At 72.5% G+C, this 18639-nt stretch carries 16 protein-coding genes; 1 reads left to right on the plus strand and 15 read right to left on the minus strand.

Annotated features, from left to right (window positions below; genetic code table 11):
- Nucleotides 1–37 precede the first annotated feature (37 nt).
- The 4 genes from rad50 to EXE45_RS07780 form a co-directional block, all read right to left on the minus strand.
- Nucleotides 38–2731 (minus strand): DNA double-strand break repair ATPase Rad50, encoded by a 2694-nt coding sequence (gene rad50 / locus EXE45_RS07765; RefSeq protein ID WP_137693987.1) that lies wholly within the window; start codon nt 2729–2731, stop codon nt 38–40.
- Nucleotides 2728–4110, minus strand: a complete 1383-nt coding sequence (mre11, locus tag EXE45_RS07770; RefSeq protein ID WP_137693988.1) for a DNA double-strand break repair protein Mre11 — start codon at nt 4108–4110, stop codon at nt 2728–2730. Before mre11 ends, rad50 begins: the two co-directional genes overlap by 4 nt.
- Entirely contained in the window at nt 4107–4460 is a 354-nt protein-coding gene (locus EXE45_RS07775) for a hypothetical protein (RefSeq protein WP_137693989.1), read from the minus strand. The genes mre11 and EXE45_RS07775 overlap by 4 nt, the downstream gene beginning before the upstream one ends.
- 92 nt (nt 4461–4552) lie before the next feature.
- Nucleotides 4553–4816 carry a helix-turn-helix domain-containing protein gene (locus tag EXE45_RS07780; protein WP_049931722.1) on the minus strand — a complete coding sequence of 88 codons (264 nt, stop codon included), beginning with the start codon at nt 4814–4816 and terminating at the stop codon, nt 4553–4555.
- 194 nt (nt 4817–5010) lie between these two features.
- On the opposite strand from EXE45_RS07780, the gene EXE45_RS07785 reads away from it, so the two are divergent.
- Nucleotides 5011–6228 (plus strand): proteasome-activating nucleotidase, encoded by a 1218-nt coding sequence (locus EXE45_RS07785; protein WP_092920654.1) that lies wholly within the window; start codon nt 5011–5013, stop codon nt 6226–6228.
- 70 nt (nt 6229–6298) lie between these two features.
- Here EXE45_RS07785 and EXE45_RS21685 read toward each other — a convergent pair whose 3' ends face one another.
- The 11 genes from EXE45_RS21685 to EXE45_RS07835 all read right to left on the minus strand — a co-directional run bounded on the left by EXE45_RS21685 (nt 6299) and on the right by EXE45_RS07835 (nt 18635).
- Nucleotides 6299–6430: a hypothetical protein gene (locus EXE45_RS21685; RefSeq protein ID WP_255510255.1), complete on the minus strand. Its 132-nt coding sequence runs from the start codon at nt 6428–6430 to the stop codon at nt 6299–6301.
- A 76-nt stretch (nt 6431–6506) separates the two neighbouring features.
- Complete coding sequence (locus EXE45_RS07790) at nt 6507–7682, minus strand: bifunctional oligoribonuclease/PAP phosphatase NrnA (RefSeq protein WP_092920655.1); 1176 nt, start codon at nt 7680–7682, stop codon at nt 6507–6509.
- 123 nt (nt 7683–7805) lie between these two features.
- Nucleotides 7806–8708: an NAD-dependent epimerase/dehydratase family protein gene (locus EXE45_RS07795; RefSeq protein ID WP_137693990.1), complete on the minus strand. Its 903-nt coding sequence runs from the start codon at nt 8706–8708 to the stop codon at nt 7806–7808.
- Complete coding sequence (locus EXE45_RS07800) at nt 8705–9157, minus strand: DUF5791 family protein (RefSeq protein WP_092920657.1); 453 nt, start codon at nt 9155–9157, stop codon at nt 8705–8707. The genes EXE45_RS07795 and EXE45_RS07800 overlap by 4 nt, the downstream gene beginning before the upstream one ends.
- A gap of 90 nt (nt 9158–9247) precedes the next feature.
- The gene (locus EXE45_RS07805) at nt 9248–12487 is read right to left on the minus strand and encodes a hypothetical protein (RefSeq protein ID WP_137693991.1); all 3240 of its coding nucleotides are present in this window, start codon (nt 12485–12487) and stop codon (nt 9248–9250) included.
- A complete protein-coding gene (locus EXE45_RS07810) occupies nt 12481–13188 on the minus strand; it encodes a hypothetical protein (RefSeq protein ID WP_241989437.1) in 708 nt (235 codons plus the stop codon). Before EXE45_RS07810 ends, EXE45_RS07805 begins: the two co-directional genes overlap by 7 nt.
- Nucleotides 13185–13649, minus strand: coding sequence for a hypothetical protein (locus EXE45_RS07815; protein WP_092921313.1), 465 nt, complete (start codon nt 13647–13649; stop codon nt 13185–13187). The genes EXE45_RS07810 and EXE45_RS07815 overlap by 4 nt, the downstream gene beginning before the upstream one ends.
- An 8-nt stretch (nt 13650–13657) precedes the next feature.
- The gene (locus EXE45_RS07820; RefSeq protein WP_092920660.1) at nt 13658–14158 is read right to left on the minus strand and encodes a hypothetical protein; all 501 of its coding nucleotides are present in this window, start codon (nt 14156–14158) and stop codon (nt 13658–13660) included.
- An 86-nt stretch (nt 14159–14244) separates the two neighbouring features.
- A complete protein-coding gene (locus EXE45_RS07825; RefSeq protein ID WP_137693993.1) occupies nt 14245–16077 on the minus strand; it encodes a type II secretion system protein in 1833 nt (610 codons plus the stop codon).
- Entirely contained in the window at nt 16074–18098 is a 2025-nt protein-coding gene (locus EXE45_RS07830; protein ID WP_137693994.1) for an ATPase, T2SS/T4P/T4SS family, read from the minus strand. The genes EXE45_RS07825 and EXE45_RS07830 overlap by 4 nt, the downstream gene beginning before the upstream one ends.
- 72 nt (nt 18099–18170) lie before the next feature.
- On the minus strand, nt 18171–18635 hold the full coding sequence (locus EXE45_RS07835) for a hypothetical protein (protein WP_092920663.1): 465 nt from the start codon (nt 18633–18635) through the stop codon (nt 18171–18173).
- Nucleotides 18636–18639: the final 4 nt, after the last annotated feature.

The following is an 18639-nucleotide window of genomic DNA, read 5'->3' on the forward strand; positions in this document are numbered from 1 at the left end:
ACGCGCCCGGGGGACGCCCCCTCAGGCGATACCGCAGTCAGTCGTCCGCGAGCGACGCGACGTCGAGCTCCGCCGCGTCCTCCCGGCGGACGGTCGAGCGGTTCGAGCGCGGGTCCTTCTCGACGGTGACCAGCTCGTCGGCCGCGCCGACCAGCTCGTCGTCGTGGCTCACGATGACGATCTGGGCCACGCCGAAGCCGCGCATCTCCTCGACCAGCCGCACGAGCCGGGAGACGTGGCCGGAGTCGAGGAAGACGGTCGGCTCGTCGAGGATGAGCGGCGGGGTCGGCGCCGCGCCTTCGATCCCCTCGGAGAGCAGCCGGTAGATCGCACAGCGCAGCGAGAGGTTGAACAGGGCGCGCTCGCCGCCGGAAAGCTGCTCGGGGTCGAGCGGCTCGCCGTCCTTCTGATACACGGTGAGGACGTACTCGCCGTCGAGCTCGATGTGCGAGTAGGCGTCGTTGCCGTAGACGAGCTCGAACGTCTCGTTGAGCGTGCGCTCCAACTCGGCCACGTTGCGCTGGCGAAGCTCCGCGCGCAGGTCGCCGTACATCGACTCCAGCTCGCTCGTCTCCTCGTGGAGCCCCTCCAGCGCTGCCACCCGGTCGCCGAGCGCCTCACGTTCCTCGCGGAGCTCCTCTAACTCCCGGATGTCGCCTTTCACCCCGCCGATCGCGTTCTGGATCTCCTCCCGCCGCTCGTCGAGGCGGTCGAGCTCCTCGGCGACCTGCTCGAGGTACTGCTCGGCCTCTTCCTTCCGCTCCCTCGCCGTCTCGACGGCCGCCTCGTCGACGGCGTCGGCCAGCTCGTCGCGGCGCTCGCGCTTGTCGGCGAGCCGGTCGCGCCGCTCGTCGTTCACCTCCTCGAGGTTCTCCCGCTTCTCGCGGCGGCGCTCGATCTCGTCTTCCGCGTCCGCGACCGCCGACAGGCGCTCCTCGACCGCCGTCACCGCATCGCGGGCGTCGCCGATCTCCGACAGCGACGCCTCGAGCTCCTCGACGCGGGCCGCGGCCGCCGCTGCCTCCTCGCGCTTCTGCTCCGCGACCTCGCGGGTCTCGTCCGCCTCTTCGCGGAGCTCGGCGTCGCGCTCGCGCTTTGCCTCGGCCGCCTCTCGTTTCCGTTCCGCCTCGTCGCGCTTCTCCGCGACCCGCTCCTCGAGGGTCTCGACCCGGTCGTCGATCTCGTCGAGCCGGTCCGCGGCGCTCGCGAGCCCGTCCAGCTCCGCGATCCGGTCGTCGAGGTCGCCCTCGCGCTCGCGGGCGTCCTCCAGCTCCGCTTCGAGCGCTTCGACGCGCTCGCGGTCCGCCTCGATCCCGCTGGCGTGCGGCGAGTCCTCGACCGGCTGGCCGCACTCGGGACACTTCCCGGCCGCGAGCAGCTCCTCGGCCTCCTCGACGCGCCCGCGGGCGTTCTTCAGCTCGGCCGACAGCTCCGCGATCCGCTCGCGCACCTCGCCGCGCCGCTCCCGGAGCCGATCTAACTCGTCGGCGACCCCGTCGCGGTCGACGTCGGCGTCGGCCGCCGCGAACCGCTCGCGGATCTCTTCGGCCTCCTCGCGGAGCTCCTCGATCGAGGACTCGCGCTCGTCGGCCGCCTCGGCCGCCGCCTCGGCCTCGTCGGCGAGGTCGTCGGCCTCGGCCTCGACCTCGGCGGCGCGCTCGGCACGGTCGTCCGCCTTCCCGGCGAGGTTCGTCGCCTGGTTTCGGAGCCCCTCGGCCGTCACCCGCTCGTCGTCGAGCTCGTCGCGGACCGCCGCCTCCCGGTCGTCGAGCTCCGCGCGGCGCTCGGCGATCGCCGCCTCGCTCGCCGCGTCGAGCCCGGCGTCGTCGAGCCGGTCGTCGATCGCGGCCTCGATCTCCTCGATCCGCTCGCGGGCCTCGCGGATCGCGTCGCGGTGGTCGTCGCGCTCCCGCTCGGCCTCCCGGATCGCGGCCTCGATCTCCTCGACCTCGCCCTCGACCGACTCCAGTTTCTCGCGCTTCTCGGCGTGGGTCTCGAGCGTCTCGGCGGCCGCGTCGCGCGTCTCCTTCGCCTGCTCGCGCTGGGTCTCGTACCGGCCGATCTCGTCGGTGACCTCACCGAGCTCGCTCTCCAGTTCGTTGAGGCGCCCGTGGAGGTCCCGGTCCTCCTTCGCGGCGATCTGCTCGTCGAGCTGGTCGAGCCGGCCGCGCCGGTTCTCCAGCACGTCCTCGACGCCGAGCCGGGCGTCGCCGGCGCGCTCGCGGTACTCCTCCAGTTTTCCCAACTGGAGCAGGTCGTCGATCGTGTCCTGTCGCTCCCGCGGGGTGGCGTTGATCAGCTTGTTCACCTCGCCCTGCCGGACGTACGCGCAGTTGACGAACGCCTCGGCGTCCATCCGCAGCAGCTCGGTGACGAACTCGCGGACCGCTCGGGCCCCGTCGCGTGTCACGTCGCTCCCGTCGGTCGCTTCGAGCGTACACCGGTGGTCGATCCGGCCGTCGTACGACCTGAGCCGCCGCTCGACTCGGTAGGAGACGCCGTCGTGGGTGAACCACAGTTCGACCTCCGTCTCCTCCTCGCCGTTGGTGATGACGTCTTCGAGGGTCCCGTCGAGCGCCTTCGACCCGTACAGCGCGAAGAAGCACGCTTCTAAGAGCGACGACTTCCCGCTGCCGTTGAGCCCGTGGATCACCGTGACCCCCTCCGTGAGCCGGAGGTCGGCGTCGCCGTACGGCTTGAAGTTCGTGAGGCGGACGCGGTCGAACTTCACAGGTAGTCCTCCATGGAGACCTGGCCGTCGGTCGACGCCGGATCGGGGTCCGCCGCCTCCGCGCTGTCGGACTCAGCGTTCGACTTGTCGGGGTCCGATTCGCCGGGTTCCGGCTCGTCGGCGTCCCGTTCATCTGGTCCCGGTTCGTCGGGGTCCGATTCGTCGCCGCCGCCATCGGCGGTCTCGTCCTCCGATTCGTCGTCACCGCCGTCGCCGTCATCGACGGGTTCGTCGACCGCCTCGACCGGCTCGAACGCGCCGAGGTCCGCCTCCTCGTCGAGCCGCTCCTCGACCCTTCGTTTCACCGTCTCGCGGACGTTGGCGTCGGGGACCGTGTCCTCGCGGACCGCGCGCTCCACGTCGCGCGCGGCCGTCGAGAGCGCCATCTCGTCGAGCCGGTCGCGGACCGCGTCCTCGGGGTCGGCGAAGCTCACGTCCACCTCGCCGTCGGCGTCGGTCTCGCGCCGGTCCGTGACGCGGGCGATGAGCGCGCCCTCGTCGGTCGCGAACTCCTCGATCGCCGCCGGCGTCACCGGATCGCCCTCGCCGGTGATTTCGACGTGGACGACCGCCTCCGCGAGGTCGTACTCGCGAACGCGCTCGCGGACTCGGGACTCGCCTTCCCCCTCGCGCAGTTCGACCGAGACGAAGACGAACGGGCGCGTGTCGAGCGCGCGGCGCCGGATCTCGACGCGGTCGTCGCCCCCGGCCGCGTCGGCGTCGAAGACGACGAGGTTGTAGCCGCGCCCCTCGCGCTCGCTCGCGCTCGCGCGCTCGGTCGAGCCCGGGTACGTGACCCACGTGTCGGCGACCTCGGCGGTGTCGGGCGTGTGGTTGTCGCCGAGCAGCATCGCGTCGAACGCGACGTCGCTCTCGGTCAGGACGGTCTCGGTGTCCCAGTCGGCGTAGCCGAACGGCTCGAAGAGCCCGTGCGCGACCAGCGCCGCGTACTCGGCGTCGTGGTCCGCGAACGCGTAGTCGAGGTCGTCGCGCCGCGAGACGGGGACGTGGTCGAGCCCGTAGAAGGCGGTGTCTCCCACGACGACCGGCTCGTCGCCCAGCCGGGTCGCGAGTCCGAGCCGCTCGAAGAGATCGAGCCACTGCCCGCCACGCGTCGACTCGTGGTTGCCGACGACCGCGAGGAAGGGGATCCCGGCGTCGTCGAGCCGGCGGAGGACGGAGATGGTCCCCATCAGGTCCCGCAGTTCGGGCCGGCGGTCGTGGAAGAGGTCGCCCGCGTGGACGACGGCGTCGACGCCGTCGTCGACCGCGTCGTCGACCACGGCCTCGAACGCGTCGAGGAAGTCCTGGCGTCTGACCGGCGAGTGGTACTGCGAGTACCCGATGTGGGTGTCGCCGGTGTGGATCACCCGTGTCATCTGGTCGGGTCTTGGCCGGTGTCCGGCTTAGGGATTCCGGGGCCGGAGCGGAAGTGGTCGCGGTCGCCGCGTTCCTCTCCGCCACCCGCCGCGGCGCGGCGAAACTCCCGATACGCGGCGAGCGCGTCGCGCCCGCGCTCGGCGGCGGCCTCGTCGTCCGCGCGGTCCGCCGCGTCGACCGCGTCCGCCAGCCGGTCGAGGCCGACGGCGTCGACGAATCCGGCCGCCCGACGCAGGTCGGTTCGCGCGGCGTCCGCCTCGTCGATCACGGCGACGTACGGGCGCCTCGCGGTGTCGGTGCGAGTCGCGAGCGCGGCCAGCGCGCGCTTGACGGCGGTAGTCGAGACCACGGGCCGACTGGCGCGGCATCGGTGATAAACCGTCGCGGGCGGTCCTCCCCGCGGGGACGGTCGGCCGCCCGAGACGATCGGACGAGCCGCGCTCAGATGCCGAGCGAGTACAGCCGCTTCCGCGCGTCGGTGAAGGAGAACCGAGAGTCGACGACGTCCTCCTCCTCGAGACGCGACAGCGCGTAGCGGACGGTCCGCGGCGGGAGCAGCGTCTCCTCGGCCAGTTCGCTCTGCGTGAGCGTGTCGTTGTAGTCCAGTACCTTCGCGACCAGCTTCGCGCTCGGGGGGAGGTCGCGAACGGCCGCCCAGCGGTCCGCGGTCCCGTCGTCGGCGGTGACGGCATCGGTCGTGCTCATGCGTGTCCCGATCGTCGGGATGCTGTATGATAATATTTACTATCCATTCTAATTACTACTACGTATCTCACGGCGGCGACACCGCGGATCGACTGCGGTGCGGTCCGCCGCCCTCCGCCGTCGACGCCGACGAAACGGGCGGTGTCGTGCCCCCACCCGAAGCCTCTTATCCGCGAGACGCTTTAATAAACACAATGAGCGATACGGTCGACGACGTCGATATGCCCTACGACGAGGGCGCGGCGTCGAAACAAGAGAAGATCGACTCCTTACAGGAGCGACTCGACGTGTTGGAGTCCCAAAACGAGGAGATGCGCGACAAACTCCTCGACGCCAACGCCGAGAACAACAAGTACCAACAGAAGTTAGAGCGGCTCACCCACGAGAACAAGAAGCTGAAGCAGTCCCCGCTGTTCGTGGCGACGGTACAGGAGATCACGCCCGACGGCGCCGTGATCAAACAGCACGGGAACAACCAGGAGGCGCTCACCGAGATCACCGACGAGATGCGGGAGAAGCTCGACCCCGACGACCGCGTCGCGGTCAACAACTCGCTGTCGGTGGTCAAAAAGCTCGAAAAAGAGACGGACGTTCGCGCCCGCGTCATGCAGGTCGAACACTCCCCGGACGTCACCTACGCCGACATCGGCGGGCTCGAAGACCAGATGCAGGAGGTCCGCGAGACCGTCGAGATGCCCCTCGAACACCCCGACATGTTCGAGGACGTGGGGATCACGCCCCCGAGCGGCGTCCTGCTGTACGGCCCGCCGGGTACCGGGAAGACGATGCTCGCGAAGGCCGTCGCGAACGAGACGGACGCGACGTTCATCAAGATGGCCGGCTCCGAGCTGGTGCACAAGTTCATCGGCGAGGGCGCGAAGCTGGTCCGGGACCTGTTCGAGGTCGCCCGCGAGAACCAGCCCGCCGTCCTCTTCATCGACGAGATCGACGCCATCGCCTCGAAGCGCACGGACTCGAAGACCTCGGGCGACGCCGAGGTCCAGCGGACGATGATGCAGCTGCTCTCCGAGATGGACGGCTTCGACGAGCGCGGCGACGTGCGCATCATCGCCGCGACCAACCGCTTCGACATGCTCGACCCCGCCATCCTCCGTCCCGGTCGCTTCGACCGCCTCATCGAAGTGCCGAAACCGGAGACCGAGGGCCGCGAGATCATCTTCCAGATCCACACCCGCAACATGAATCTCGCCGACGGCGTCGACTTCGCGGAACTGGCCGAGATGACCCCCGAGGCCTCCGGAGCCGACATCAAGGCGATCTGTACCGAGGCCGGAATGTTCGCCATCCGCGACGACCGCACGGAGGTCACGCTCGACGACTTCCTCGAGGCCCACGAGAAGCTCAGTCAGGACGACGAGACGAGCGCCGACGACTCGCTGGCGTTCGCCTGATCCCGCCGCGCCGCTGTCCGATTCGGTCGCTCCCTCTCGTTCACCCGTTCCGCGACCGCGACGCTTCCCCTCACAGCGCCGCGACCGCCAGATACGGCACGACGAAAAACAGCAGAAACACCAGCCCCACCGCGAGCGCGTAGCCGACTCCCACGCCGACGAGCGCCCGCCATCCGTCGTCGACCGCGTCAGCGACGTTCATGCCGAACGCATCGCGGCCCGAGACTTAAATCCGCACGCTCGGCTGTCGCGGGAGTCGCGTGACTCCGGCGGCTCGGTCAGACGTCGCCGGCCATCGCCCGGAACAGGCCGTCGGCGAGCGCGTCGCGGTCAACGGTCTCCGACTCCGTCTCCCCGGTGGGGTCGATCTCCGGCTCGATCGTTCCGCCGCCCATCCGCGAGTGGCCACCGCCGTTGGCGTTGTCAATGTCGTCTAACACCGCCGCTATCGCGTTACCCATGTGGACCCGGTCGTCGCGCGACCGCCCCGAGAGGTGGACGGTCCCCTCGCGCTCGCCGATCACCACGACCGCGCTGACTCCCTCCAGTTGGATCAGTTCGTCGGCGGCCTGCGGGATCGCGTCGACGTTGTTCACGCCGCCGACGTCTGCGACTCCGAACGACCCCTCGATGCGCCGTCCCGCGATGGCCCGCGCTTTCACCTCCAACACCTCCGCGTCGACCGCGGGATTCGCGATGCGGTCGAGGCGGTCCTGGTCGACGCCGGGGTAGAGGTAAGCGGCCGCCGCGAAGTCGGGTTCGCTGGCGCCGACGGTGAGGTGTTTCGTGTCGGCCAAGATCCCATACAACAGGCCCGTCGCGGTGTCGGTCGACAGCGTCAGACTGCTCCCCGTTTCGCTCGCGTGTTTGTCCGGCGGGACGGGGACCGCGTCGTTGTCCCGGAAGTACTCCGCGACGACCGAGGCGCTCGCCCCGTAGTCGGTCCGCACGTCGGTGAACGCCTCCCCGGCGCCGTCGCCCGGGTGGTGGTCGACGACGGCCATCGGCAACACGCCGTCGGCGCCGGCGAACCCCCGCGGCTCGTTGTGATCGACCAAGACGACCGATTCGGCCGCGAGGTCGCTCACGTGTTTTATCGGCTCCAGTTCGAGGTCGAGAACGGTCCGGAACGCGCGGTTCTCCTGATGGCGGATCTGTCCGGGGTACTGGACGGTCGCATCGACGTCGACCTGGTCTGCGAGGGAGGCCACGCCGACCGCGGCCGACATCGCGTCGGGGTCCGGGTTCGGGTGCATCAGCACCGTTATCTCCTCTTCGTCGGCCAGTAGTCGGCGGAATTTGACTCCCGGCGTCCGCCGAGCGCGGAGGACCACGACGACGACCGCGACGGTGATCAGGACGACGAGCGCCACGCCGACGGCGACTTCCGGGTTCTGCCGAACCATGGCTTCCGCCTGCGAGAATCGGTCGCCGGCCGCGCTCATCGCTCGCATGCGTTGTGGCCAGTCGCTCCCGACACATGAAGGTTCGTTACCGTTCCGATGGACTGAGACCGACGAAAACGCCCGTTATCAGGCGACTGCGAACCTGATCGCCTGCCGTCCGGCCGAGACGCGCTACGCGGTCCGCGCCCGGTACGCGCGCACGGCGTCGCGGTATCCCGAGCGGAACGTCGGGTGGACGAACTCGTAGCCGAGTTCGCGGAGCAGTTCGTTCGAACACCGCTTACTCGTCCGGATTCGACGCTCCGCGGCCGCCGAGAGATCCCCCGCCGCGATCCGTTCGTCCTTCGACAGCTTCTCCGGACGCGGGACGCCGCAGGCGTCCGCGAGCCAGTCCGCGAACGCGTGTTTCTCGACCGGTTCGTCGTCGACGACGAGGACGACGCGGTCGCGAGCGCGGTCCGCCTCCAACAGGTGTCGGATCGATCCCGCGGCGTCGTCGCGGTGGACCATGTTCAGGTAGCCGGCCGTCACCGGCCCCTCCACGTACCGGTCCAGCCGATACCTATCGGGACCGTACAGCCCCGCGAACCGGACGACCGTCCCGTCGATCCCCACGTCGGCCGCGCGTTCCGTCGCGATCCGTTCGGCCTCGGCGAGGACGCGAGTCTTCTCCGTGGTCGGCTCGACCGGCGTCTCCTCGTCGACCCATCCTCCGTCGTGGTCGCCGTACACGCCGGTCGAGGAGGTGTACACCAACTGGTCCGGCCGGGACGACCGCGAGCCGTACTCGTCGACGACGTTCGCCAGCCCGTCGACGTACACCTCCCGCGCCGCGTCGGCGCCGCGACCGCCCGAACTGGCCGCGAAGACGACGGCGTCCGCGTCCGGTAGGGCATCCAGCGACGCCGGGTCAGTCGCGTCCGCGCGGACGGCCTCCACCTCGGGCCCGACGGCCGCGACCGCGTCGAGCCCCGAGTCGGACCGACGGACGCCGGTCACCGCGTGGCCGCGGGCGTCGAGCTGTTCCGCCAGCGCTATGCCGACGTAGCCGCAGCCGACGACGACGACCCTCATCGCTTCCGGCGCTCGACGACTGCGAGTATCTCCGCGAGCTGCCCGAGCGTCATCGCGGTCCGCCCCTCCAGCGCCTGCTGGACCTCCTGGCCGGTGAGATCCGCGTCGATCTTCGCGGCGATCGCGTCCACGTCGAGCACCGCGGTCGCCATCCCCATCAGCAGGTGGTCGCGGACCTCAGCCACTATCGCGTCCGCGTCGCGGTCCGGATCCGCCGCCGCGAGGACGGCCGCGGCGTCGGTGAGCGTGACGTCTCCGATGTCGCCGTCGCGGACGGCGGTCGCGTCCGCCTCGGTCAGCCCGACCTCGCCGGCGAGCCGGTCGGTGTCGATCTCCGACGCCGCCTCCGTCATCACCGCCCCGAAGGCGTCGAGCAGGTCCGCCGCCGTCGTCTCGTCGGCGTCGACGTCGGGTCCGTGTCCGCCGTCGTCGACGACCTCGTGGAACATACGCTCACTCCGTCGCCGCGTCTCAAAACGCCTGCGGTCGGACGCGTCCACTCCGGTTCGCGTCTCTCCACTCCCCGGTTTCTCCGGCCCTCACCCCTCCGTACACTCGTCCGCCGCCTCCGGCGACGCGGTCAGCGGTCCCGGACACGGCCAGCCGGCTGAGGTCTCCTCGCGCGTCCCGTCGACGTCGCCGACCCCCGGCGGCCCCGCCGGGACGGCGACGACGATCACCGTTCTCGTCTCGAACGAGATCGGTTCCGTGGCACCCAGCGCGATCGACTCGCCGCTCACGTCGATGCGGACTTCGCCGGCGGTTCGGACGTACTCGAACGGGCGCCCGGGCGTCCCGACGTCCGCACGGAGCGTAAACCGCGGGTACTCCCCGCGCACCCGGACGTTCCACGCGTTGACGGTCGCCACCCAGTACCCGGGAACGGGAGCGACCGGAAGGCCGGCGCCGACGCTCCGAACGGGCTTCGGAACCCGTTTGTCCGGAATGGACGCGACCGCTTTCTTGCCCCGCCTCTCGATCGCAGACTTGAGCTCGTGCCGTCGGATCGCGCGGGACGCGGCCGTCGTCGCGTCGACGAAGCGGGCCGGAACGCGGACCGCGTCTCTCCCGGCCGCCGTCCGCGTCTCGACGCGGAGATGCGCCGCGAGCCCGATCCGCTCGGCCCTCGACAGCGTCCCGATTCGCGCCGCCTCGCGGGCGACTCGGTCCGGGTATTCCCCCTCGCCGACCGCGACGGCTCTGTCTCCGAGCGAGTCGTATTCGGCCCCGACGTTCTCCAACACCGCCCGCCGCTGCTCGCGAGAGAGATCGGTCCGGTCCGCGAGCCGTTCCGCCAGCGCTTCGTCGATGCGTCGCAGCGAGGCGTCGACCCGTCCGGCGAGCGCGCGCCGGTCGGCGCGCAGATCCTCGTCGCCTGTCGCCGCGAGCGCCTCCTCCGCCGCGAGGAGCGACCGCCCGGCGACCCCGATCCGCACGGTGTCGTCGGTGCCGAGGATCCGGTCCGCGATCCCGCCGGCGACGTCGCTGTACGGGAGCGTGGCGTAGTTCACGTTCCTGGTCGCGAGCGGTCGCGTCGTCGTGCCGTCGACGCCCTCGATGCGCTCGCCGTCGACCGCGGTCCGCGGCAGGTATCCCGGCGATCCTTCCGGGGCGAACGTGACGGCGCCGCCCGGGCCCCCGTCACCGACGGCGTAGGTCCCCGGGTCGCGGGCGGCCTCGCGGCTGGCGATTACTTCGCCGACGGGCGGCCCGCCGAAGGCCTCCTTCACCCGATCGAGGACGCCGTTCGTCGCCGCTTTCCGCCTTTCTGCGGCCGATTCCAGTTCCTCGATAACGGCGTCGAGGTACGCGACGCGGGCGGCGACCCGTCCGCGGTCGACCGCGCCGTCGTACCGCCCGGGCGCGTCCCGGAGGGCGTCGCGGCGGTTGCGGACGGTCGCGGCGAGGTCCCTGTACGGGGTCGACTCGCCGGCCGCCGCGTCGGCCATCGACGCCTCCGTCTCGAGGCTGCGGACGCGGTCCGACAGCGCCGAGACGTCGCTCGCGACCCGGTCCAGATCCGCCTCCGATCGGGCGCCGTATACGACCGTCGACCGCGTCTCGCCGCCGCCGTCGACGGCGACCCGCGCCAACTGATCGACGTCGGCGTCCGTCTCGAGGTTCAGTTCCGCCCTCGCGGCCGCCGGCGTGTCGGCGAGATCCGGTCCGTCGACGTCGTTACCACCGGCACCGAACGTCGCCGTCGGTCTGTCGGGCGCGCCGTCGCGCGGCGCGTACGTTCCAGTCACCGAAACCCGGACGCGGTATCGATCCGACGCCTCGTCGCGCGTCACGGTGCGGTCGACGCTGACGTTTCGGACCGTCCCGTTCGGCCCCCGCTCGACGACCCGCCGTTCCCACGTCGCGGTCGCAGCGCGCTCCACGACGACCTCCCGGAGCGCGCCGCCGAACGACACCGTCTCGCCGGGCGAAACCGTCTCGCCGTCGGTTCCCGTCCGGAGGTCGGTTCCGTCGACGACCCGGATTTCCTCCCGCCGCGACGTGTCCACTCGACGCCACGGTTCGGTACGCGACGACCGCGGGCGATCCGGCGTCACCGGGCCGCCGTCGGCGATCCGCGTCGTCTCCGCTTCCACGGTCGCCTCGACGCGGTGGCTCCCCCGAACGATCTCCTCGAGGTCGTCGTGAACTCGGGTCGCCGCGCGGTCGGCCGCGTGGCCGACCTCGACCGACGCCGTCTCGCCCGTCGGATCCGCGGAGGGACTGAACGCCGCGTCTTCGCTCGCCGTCGCGTCTCCGGTCGACGACGCGCCTTCGCCCGCCCCCGTCCCTTCCGCGCCGCTCCCTCTCGTCGGCGTCGGCGCTCCGAGGACGGCGTCGGTCCACGCGGTCTTGTGGGGCCCCATCGGCGACAGCAGATCGCTCACGCCCGTCCGAGCGGTCGCACGGGCGACGCCGCCGCGCGCGTCGGGGTCGCTGGCGCCGAACACGTCCCGCTGGACCCGCACGATCCCGGCGTTGGTCGAAAGCTCCACGTGACGGTTCGCGACGACGTTCTCGACGGGCGCACCGGCGTACTGGGCGTAGCCGCGGGCCCACGCCATCGCGTAGAGACTGGCGGTGATCTGCCGACCGAGGCCGGCTCCCTCGACGGGCCCCCGGTTGAGGCGCGTCTCGAACCGCTCGGTCCGCTCGTGGGCGGCCAGCGTCGGCACGGCGACGGTGACGGTCCGCGATCGCGTCCGGTTCACGACGGTTCGGCCGCCCCGGGTCGCGGTCGTCTCGACGCCCTCGAAGGTGACCCGCGTCGCCGTCCCGTTCGCGGCCGATTCGACGCGGACTCGCTCGCGCGCGGCGACGAGGTCGCGGGCCGACTCGACCGCCGGCAGCGACGCGTCCGCATTGACGCTCCCGGTGTCGCTCTCGACCGCCCCCAACGCCTCCGCCCCGGCGATCGCGAGCCGGATCCGGAACGCGTCCTCGAAGGCGGATCCCTCGCGGACAGCGCGCGACACCGGTCCCGATCCGTTCGGCGCGTTCGTCACGGGTTCCGCGGCCGCGTCGTAGGCGGCCTCGCTGGCCGCGCTCCGGAGCGCGGCGGTCGCGTCGGCGTCGACGCGCTCGACGGCGCGTTCGACCCGCCGGTCCTCCCCGACGAACCCCTGCTCGGCGAGTCCCGCGGCGTACGCCGAACTCGTCACGAGCAGCAGTACGCCGACGAGCGCGAAGGGGACTCGAGCCCGCTCGTCGACGACGAACGACCGCGCGCTCCGCCCTTCGTTCGACCGATCGCGGCGCAGGTTCCCCACGCTTACCACCTCCGAACGACGATTCGGACGACGCCCTCCGGCGATCGATCCCCTCCGTCCCCGTCGCTGATCCCGCCGGGGATCGGCTGCCTGATGACCACGGCGGCGACGTCCGCGTTCCGCGGCGGCTCGGGACCGACGGCGATCGGATCCCGAGTCGCGGTCGCGGTACCGCTCTCGTCGCCCCCGCCGACCGTCCGCGTCGGCTCCCTCCCGACGGCGATCGAGAACGGATGTGCCGGCTTCTCGATCCACCCGAGGCGGGCCCCGTCGCGCTCTCTGGGCGGGGACCGCTCGTCCGGACTCCGCGCCGTCGGAGCGGCCGCAGTCTCTCGATTTCCGCCGTTCACCGCGGCGTCGACGGCACCGGTGCCGTCCGTCTCCCCGTCGACTTCCACCGTCGCGTCGACCCGCGTTCGCGGACCGAGTCCGGCACGGATGGATTCGGTGGCTCGCCGTTCGAACGCCCCGTCCGCGTCCCGCTCGGCGAGCAGCGCGAGCAGCTCCGCGCGGGTCGCGTGGACCCGTCGCGTTCCGTTCGGCGCGGTACCGTCGCGGTACGTCACGGTCGCGGTCTCGGTGACGAGCCGATCCGCGGCGTCCGTCGCCGTCGGACCGTCCGGGCCGCCGGCGTCGCTCGCGCCGAGCGCGACGACGCTCGCGGAGACGCAGAGCAGCAGCACGCTCACGTCGAGGACGGTGCTGGTCACCGCCACACCACCGCCCGAAGGGTTCCGCGAACGTTCCGGCCGGGCGCCACCCGAACCGTCACCCGCCGCTCGGCGACCGCGACGGCGTCCGGCGACCGCGCTCCGGGCGGTCCCGGGGCGTCCGGACCCGACGCGGCCAGCCACCGCTCGCCGTTCGCCTCCAGCTCGATCGCCGTCGCGGTTCCCGGCGCTTCGACTCTCCGCAGCCGCCTCGGATCGACGACGCCGCCGACGGTGACCGCTCGTTCGGCGCGGTCGAGGGCCGCCTCCGCGGCCCGTCCGGATCGGTCGGGTGCGGCGTCGTCGAGCGCGCCGGCGTACAGGCCGAGCGCGAGGCCGACGACCGTCACCGCGACGAGCGCGGCGATCGGTTCGACGGCGGCGCGGTCGGACGCCGAGAGCGACGCGATCGGTCCCTCGCTCGTCGCAGTCGCGTTCGGTCTCGCGGGATCTCGTGACATCCGCGCGATCACCCGACGAGCGTGACGCGGACGTCTCCGTAGTGTACCCGTCGGACCGTGATCCGCTCCGGAGCGGCCGTCCAGGGAGCTTCGATCGATCGCGCGCGCTCGGCCGCCGCCGCGAACGACGCCGGATCGTCGAACGCTGCGTCGGGGGGAACGCCGTCGAGGACGCGTCGAAGCCGCGCGTCAGTCGTCGCGTTCGATTCCCCCCGGGCCTCCGGTCGTATCACCGGCGTAATCCGCGGTGCGTCGAACGCCGCCCGTGCGGTCCCCGTCCCGCCCGTGAGCGAGACCGATCCGGTCGTGAGTCGGATCCGCTCCGCCGCGATTCCGTGTTCGGCGGTCGCGGGGTACTCCCCGTCAGCGACCGAGTCGATCGTGTGCGCGACGCCGTCGGCGTCTGGCGGCGGCGAGGCCGGAAACGCCGCGGCCACGCCGGCCGTCGCGACGCTCACCACGGCTAAGCCGAGCCACGCGTACGTCGCGTCGAGGTTCGTCTCGAACATGGGGCGGCTGGCCGCGGCTTCGTATATAAATGATCGGCGCCGGGGAGCCGGTTCCGCCCGTCGTCGCACTCGCCGCCGTCGGCCCCTCACAACAGGAGCCCGGCGCCGGCGAACGCGACGAGGAACGTCGCGGTGGCCGTCGGCAGCGCGATGCCGATCCGGTAGGCCACCAGCGTCCGGTCGAATCCGCGTTCCAGCCCGGTCGCCAACCCGGTGAGGAGCGCGGCGAGCAGCAGCACGTACGCCCCCACGATCCGCCCGAGCACCGGTACCGACAGGGCTCCCGAAGCACCGGTCGCACCGTTTCCCCCCGCCGCCGCCGTCCCGCTTTTCGCCCCCGCGCCTCCGCCGAGCGCGTCCGCCCCTGCGGCCGCCCCGGCCCCGAGCCCGCCGACGTCGACCGTCTCGATCCCCGTCGCGAGCGCGACGGTCGCTCCGCCCACGAGCGGCGCGAACACGGCCGCGGTGTTCGAGAGCGTTCCCGTTACCGTCGCGAGCTGGCGTCGCGCGTCGCGTTCGAGGTCGCGCAGGGCCTCCAGCTGATCCGCGAGCTCCAACAGGACGTCGCCCGCCGGGCGGCCCTCCCGCGCGGCGACGGCGAGGAGCGCGATCGCGCCGCGGAGCCTGGGCGACGGAACGTCGGCCGCCGGCCCGCCCCGTCCGAGAAACGCCTCGCGGACGCCCACTCGGAGCGTGTCGCTGCGCCGCCCGGCGCGCTCGAACACCTCGCCGGTCGCGCCGTCGAGCCGATCGCCGGCGTTCGCGACCGCGGTCTCGACCGCGACGCCCTCGGCCACGTCCCCGCCGATCACGGTCATCGCGTCCGGGAGCCCTCGCTCGACCTCGCGGACGTCCGACAGCACGGCCCGCCGGGGTCTCACGAGGACGAACAGCGCCGTTCCGATACCGACGCCGACTCCCGCGACCGGCCACGCCCACGGCGCGACGGCTCGCGCGGCCACGACGGCCGCCGCCGCCCCGAGGACGCAGCCGACGAGGAGCGCGCGGCCACTTCGATCCGGTACGTCGGGATGATCTCCGCTGATGCGTGGCGGCGGAAACGCGACCGGTCGACGCGAGAGCAACCACGCCGAGGCGGCGACCAGCCCTCCGGGAAGCACGACGAGATACAGCCCGGCGACGAGCCCGGGACCGATCGCGACGCCGGCGGCGGCGCCCGCGGGGAGCAGCGCGATGAGCGCCAGCGGCAGTAGCACTCCGAACGCGTACAGCGCGGAGACCGGTCCCCGAACCGCCCCGACGAACGACGCGAGTCGGTCCGTCGTTCCGGAGAGCGTCGCGTCGAGCGCGCGGTCCAGACACCGCCCGCGACGCTCCGGCGGCGCGGTCGCCGCCGTTCGGACGAGCGCCGCGGCGCGATCGATCGCGGGGAACCAGGGGCGCCACTCCCGGGCGAACGCCTGAATCCCGCTCGTCGGCCCGTCGGCGCTCCCGCGCTCGTGTCGGGAAAGCGCCGCCGCCAGCGGTCCGTCCCCGGTCCGGGCGGCGAACCGCACGGCGCGCTCGGTCGAGGGGTCGAGTCGCATCCGTAACACGAGTCGACCGACGAGCCCCGGCGCCGCGCCGAGCGCCCGCGTCCGCCGAAGCGACGCGAGCCACACCGGCGCCCGGTGGATCGCGTGTACGCCGCCGACTGCCGCGGCCAACCCCGCCGGCACGGCCGCAACCGCACCGGCGACGAGGGCCGTGACGACGGTGACCGCGGCGCCGACGGCGACGCCGATCCGGTACCCGGCGGCGACGACGCGCTCCGCGGTGCTCTCCCATCCGAGGAACGCGACCGCACGCCGCAGTTCCTCCGAGGCGGTCGATTCGTCCGCCGTAGCCGACCCGCCCGCCGTAGCCGACCCGTCCGCCGTAGCCGACCCGTCCGCGTCTGCCGATCGCGTCTCGCTCATCGCTCGTCACCCCCGCGTTTCGGCGTTTCCCCGCCGTGTGAACCGCCTGATCGGTCGTCGGTCTCGTCGGTTCCACCGCCGACCCCGTCGCCTCCGGCGTACCGCCTCGGCGCGGTCCGTCCCGCTCGAACCGCCTCGCGAATCCGGTCACTCCGGCTGTCGACGACGTCTCGAACCGCCGCGTACGACTCGTTTGGGGCGCCGAGCCCCTCGATTAACCGACTCTCGCCGCGGTCGATTCGCCCCGTCCCCACGAGCCCTCGATCGGTCCGCTCGAACAGCGGGTCGAAGCTCACGCCGCCGTCGTGGTCGTCCACCTCGACGATCGACTCGACGCGGTGGGAATCGAGAACCGCGATCAGGTCGGTCGCGGCGAACGACGAGCGCGCGACTCCGAGATCGGTGACGACGCGCTCTTCGACCGCCGCCGGGTCCTCGCCGTGGATCGTCCCCAGCACCGTCTCGCCGGCGGCGCCGACGCGCATCGCCTCGTACAGCGCCTGTGCCTCCTCGCCGCGCACCTCGCCGACGGTGATCGCGCCGCCGCCCATGCGGAGCGCCGTCCGGACGGCGTCCGCCGGCGCGAGTTCGGCCCCGTCCCCGACGCGGAGCCGCTGGGTGTCCCGCCCGGCGTCCGCGAGGGCGTCCACCGGGAGTTCCGGCGTATCTTCGATGGCGACCGTTCTGGTCCCGGCGGGCAGTTCCCACAACAGCGACCCGAGCGCCGTCGTCTTCCCGGCCGCTCGCCCGCCGGCTATCAGCCCCGTCACGCCCCGTTCGACCGCGACCGACAACAGCCCGGCGGCCGCGGGCGTGAGCGTGTCCGCGGACACCAGCCGGGCGAGCGTCCACGCCTCCGGGTCGCCGCGTCGGAAGGTGAACGAGAGCCCGTCGCTGGCGGGCGCCGTGGTCGCGGCGACCCGAACGCGACCGGTCTCCGACTCGATCGTCGCGTCGAGCGTCGGCGTCGCCCGCGAGAACGCCCGGCCGCTCGACCGTCGAAGCCGCGACGCGAGCGTGGCGGCCCCCTCCGGAGGGAGTCGCACGTTCGTCCGGCACCGCTCGCCGTCGAGGACCACGCGCAGGGGGTTCTCCGCGACCGGCGCCGTCACCGTCGCGTCGCTCACCCTCTCGTCGGCGAACACGTGTTCGAACACCCCGTAGCCGTGGGTGTGTCGCCGCAGTATCTCGGTCAGGTCCGCGACCGGATCGCCGCCGTCAGCGGCCGCTCGGACCGCCCGTCCGGGCGCCCTGTCGCCGCCGCCGGGATCGTCGAGCAGCCGCTTCCGCGCGGCGGCGAGCGTCGCCGCGGCGTCGGCGTTCAGGTCGGTCGTCGGCGGCGTGAGGTGGTACGTTCGGAGCGAGTCGTCGCCCGCGTAGAGCCGGACCGTCGCGCCGGTCGGCACCGTCCAGCGGTCGACCAGCGTCGCGCCCGGAGGCGGCGCGGCAGCGACGCGCGCGGTCGCGGCCGTCGGCCCGACGTGCGCCCGCAAGATCCCCTCCAGGTCGCGGTCGCCGTCGGCCTCGATCCCGCCTCCGCTCAGTTCTTCGACGGCCGACAGCAGCCCGGTTTCACGCGCGATCCGCTTCGCGGAGCCCGCGCGTCCGCTCGCCTCCCTCGCCGCGCCGAGCGGCTCGCGGACGACTCGGTCGGCGAGCCGCTCTTCGTGGAACTCGACCCGCTCGGCGAACCGGCCCGCGGCGACCAGGAAATCGGCCGCGCCGTCGGCGTAGGACCGCTCCCGTCCGCGGTGCCGAGTCCTGATCACGTCGGCGCCGCGGTCGGTGAGCGCCGCGATAACGGTCGCGAGGCAGTCTCGGCTCGCTGCGAGGTCGCCCCGCCCGGGACAGTCGTCGGCGTCGACGTCGAGCACCACCCGGTCCTCGACGCCCGTTCCCACGGGCTCGCGGAACGTCGGATCGCACCGACATTCGCCGGGGTCATCGTCGATCCACGGGAGCGCCCGGAGCGGCGTCCCGCCGACTCCGTCGGCGACGCCCGCGCTGAGATCCAAATTCATGGCGGGCGTGCCCGCGGTATCGTATATAAACGATCGGCTCGCCGAACCGGAGCGGCCCTCGGTCGCTCCGATTCACCCGACCCGACTGATCCGGATCGTCGGTCCCCCGTCGTCGACGTACTGGACCCGAATGCGGCTCGCCCCGCCCGGGCGGAGTTCGATCGGTCCGCCGACGAGTTCGACCGCCGTCCGCGCGGGTCCCGTTCCGATCCGAAACTCGCGCTCGGGCCGGTCGCCGACCCGGTACGCGAGCGCGGCGCTCCCCGGTCGGTCGGGCGATTCCACGAGCGCGACGCGGTCGACGTCCGCCGCGGCGAATCCGGTCGGAACGCGGACGAGGACGGTCGTCTGCGCCGCCATCGCGGGGTCGCCCACGGGCGTCGATCCGGAGACGACGCCCCCGATCGCCCGCTCCAACCGGTCCGCCTCGGCACCGATCCGGTCGGTCGTCGTCGTCGTCCGAGCCGTCTCGATCGCTGGCATCGACGCCGCGAGCAGCGCGACCGCCACGAGGACGGTGAGCACCACGCGGATCACGGCT

Origin of the sequence: Halorubrum sp. SP9 (assembly GCF_005435015.1) — an archaeon.
Lineage (GTDB): Archaea > Halobacteriota > Halobacteria > Halobacteriales > Haloferacaceae > Halorubrum > Halorubrum sodomense.